The organism is uncultured Eubacterium sp. (genome assembly GCF_945980375.1).
In the GTDB taxonomy this organism is placed as follows: domain Bacteria; phylum Bacillota; class Clostridia; order Oscillospirales; family Acutalibacteraceae; genus Eubacterium_R.
In genome coordinates, this window is sequence record NZ_CAMFQO010000053.1 from 1 (window position 1) to 2,770 (window position 2,770).

Annotated in this window: 2 protein-coding genes and 3 tRNA genes; all 5 read left to right on the plus strand. The window is 36.9% G+C overall.

Annotated features, from left to right (window positions below):
• The first annotated feature begins 179 nt into the window (after positions 1 to 179).
• Positions 180 to 347, plus strand: a complete 168-nt coding sequence (locus Q0P34_RS08395) for a hypothetical protein (RefSeq protein WP_294955368.1) — start codon at positions 180 to 182, stop codon at positions 345 to 347.
• A 228-nt stretch (positions 348 to 575) separates the two neighbouring features.
• Positions 576 to 1,070, plus strand: coding sequence for an HNH endonuclease (locus Q0P34_RS08400; protein WP_294955379.1), 495 nt, complete (start codon positions 576 to 578; stop codon positions 1,068 to 1,070).
• Between the two features lie 767 nt (positions 1,071 to 1,837).
• Positions 1,838 to 1,917, plus strand: a tRNA-Ile gene (locus Q0P34_RS08405).
• 604 nt (positions 1,918 to 2,521) lie between these two features.
• Positions 2,522 to 2,595 (plus strand) — tRNA-Ile (locus Q0P34_RS08410).
• A 26-nt stretch (positions 2,596 to 2,621) separates the two neighbouring features.
• Positions 2,622 to 2,693 (plus strand) — tRNA-Cys (locus Q0P34_RS08415).
• Positions 2,694 to 2,770 lie beyond the last annotated feature (77 nt).

Sequence of the window (2,770 nt, forward strand, 5' to 3'; positions counted from 1 at the left end):
CATATATAATATATAAATACAAAGGATATATTTTAAAAATACATTCCAGATAATAAATACATTTCTAACACACATAAAGATAATAAAAACACCTGTGATAAATCTAAAAAAATCTACATTCGATAAGTGATTTCCAAAAATTTTCAAAAAATAAAAAGGCATATTTAGGAGGAATCCATATGATCATTGAATTATTATTTGTAGTTGCTTTTATTACATATATTGCAATTTATGTGTGGTCTACGAAGAGGACTTGTAAATCAAATGAATTGAAAACCTGTGCAATTTGGCAGTTGTACAAAGAGTTGGAGAGATATAACGACAAATTGGATGAAAATGAGGAGTAATTTATATTTTTTCAAAAAGAAATATAGATAAGTTAAGTATATGACTAAACCAATCAGAAAAATCATATATGGGATGTTATACAATACTTCAAAAACTGCTCATATTTGCGATTTGCGGCTTTGGCGGTATAAAATTCCTGATTATTACTCGCCAATGTGCAATGTATTAGGAGAATGAATAATTTTAGGGCTATCGCCAAGTGGAAAGGCACATGAACGGAGGTTTATATGTTTAAAACAATGATATACGGAGGAAATAAATACGATAGATTCGTTATTGATGAATTTGGAAATATTAAAAATCTTAAAACAGGACATATATACAAATTCAGCACTGATAAGGTGGGATATTTAATTGTATATCTTCCGCTTGGAAAAAGAGGAAAAGTTAAAGCAATCCGAGTGCACAAGGCTGTTGCAGAAACATATATACCAAATAAAGAAAATTATAAAGTAGTACATCATAAAGATGAGAACAAGAAAAACCCTTATGTTGGAAATTTAGAATGGGTAACTCATAAAAAGAACACAGAATATCATTTACTGGAAGAAAGTAAGAAAACGGAATTTTATAACAATAGAAAACTTACTGAAAATGATGTCAGATTTATAAGAAGTCAAAAAGGTTGTATGTCCTCAAGTGAAATTTCAAAAATGTTTAATATTTCAAAAACAACAGTGATTAATGTTTGGAATTATTATTTATATAAAAATATTGCTTAGTGATTTGGTGAAACGGGAACACATAAGGTTTTGACCCTTAGATGAGCAGGCTCGACACCTGCAATCCCTGTTTGGCAGAAATGCCATTAGTCACAGTGTTATGACACTCCTTTTACCCACTAGCGGAATGCTGATTAAAGAGCCGTCACAAGGCTTGGTGGGTTTTAATTGAGCATAATCCAACTATGCTTGATTGTCCGGCTACCATTTGAGGACGTAAAATAAAAGAATGGCGTGTATGTGAGAACGATAAGAATCTTAACTCGCCGCAACTTTCAAAGCCTTGCAAGTGGTAATGCTGGCAGACGAATGTCAGAAGTTGATGTAAACCCGGTGAGCGACACCGTAAAAACAATCAACGGTTGAGTGATTAACAGAGTTGTAAAACAAACACTCCTATGCAGTCCTCATAGACACAAAATGGATGTTGATGCGTGGCGAAAGTGGAATACGCAGGAAAACACAAGTACGATGCTAAAGTGAGGCATTATGCATATAGACAAAAGCATCATGTGGGGTTCGATTCCCCGCCGCATCAATATGTGAAACTCAACCAAGTAACTTTTATGAGTGCTTGCCGTGACAGGCGGTATTTGAGTATTGTAGTGACTTTTAGTAATTGCCGAGTCGACAGTAATGAAAAAAGACGAACTGACCTAAGCGAAATCCGGTGAAAGCCAAAGTGAAGGCAGGCTTGACGGTTCAACTCCGTTAGAAAACGAAGGTTCCACACGATATGCCTCACTTGAAGTGTGCAATACTTATTTGCAGATATGGCGTAATGGTATCGCAGTTGCTTGATAAGCCATACAACAGAAATGTTGCATAGGTTCGAATCCTATTTGCACACTTAAAAGTAACGTCACCACAAATCTGCATGATGTACTCGAATAAAAACGGTACAGCGGAGAGGAGCGGAATCATACTATAAGTGATAGTAAACATAGCCAGAGACGCGATATCGTGAGAGAACTGGACGCAATAAACGCCTCACAACTTGTTAGTAGAATAACTTATTCTTTCTACCGCATGGCGGTTGCAAATCTCGCAAAGACCAACCGCAGAAAACTTTATCCGTGGTGATAAGACTACACCGTGATTGCGATAGTCGGTGGGTAACGGATAGTGTGTCGGAAGTAAAGAGCCATAGGTCATGTAGAACCTATGTGTCTCTGGTAGTTTATAAGGCACATAAAACGGATATGAATATCCGTCCTTGATTTGATTATTTTTTGTTTTTTGTCGTCATACATATTGTGTTCAATAATCAATCAAGGTTTTCTACCAAGCCTGTTGTGAGTTTGCACCAAGCAGCAGGAAAAACTTATCTGATCTATGAATGTTTGAAAAGTGCAATGAACAAACAATTCAGATCGGATGCTTGACGGAAGTATTTTTAAAAATAAGTGCCACACTGAGAGGACACAAGGTAGTTTATAAGTCAAGCACATGGACTCATAGCACAGTTGGTTAGTGCATCCGGCTCATAACCGGGCGGTCAAAGGTTCGAGTCCTTTTGAGTCCATTAAATCGGGACATTCCCGAATATCAGGCGAAATAGCCAAGTGGTAAGGCGGCTGACCGCAAATCAGCCATTCGTAGGTTCGATTCCTACTTTCGCCTTTGCAACGGAATAGGTTCGCTACCGAAAAGCACAAGCCTTAGTGCCTGTCCGTTGTTTTTATAATAAGGCAAATTAC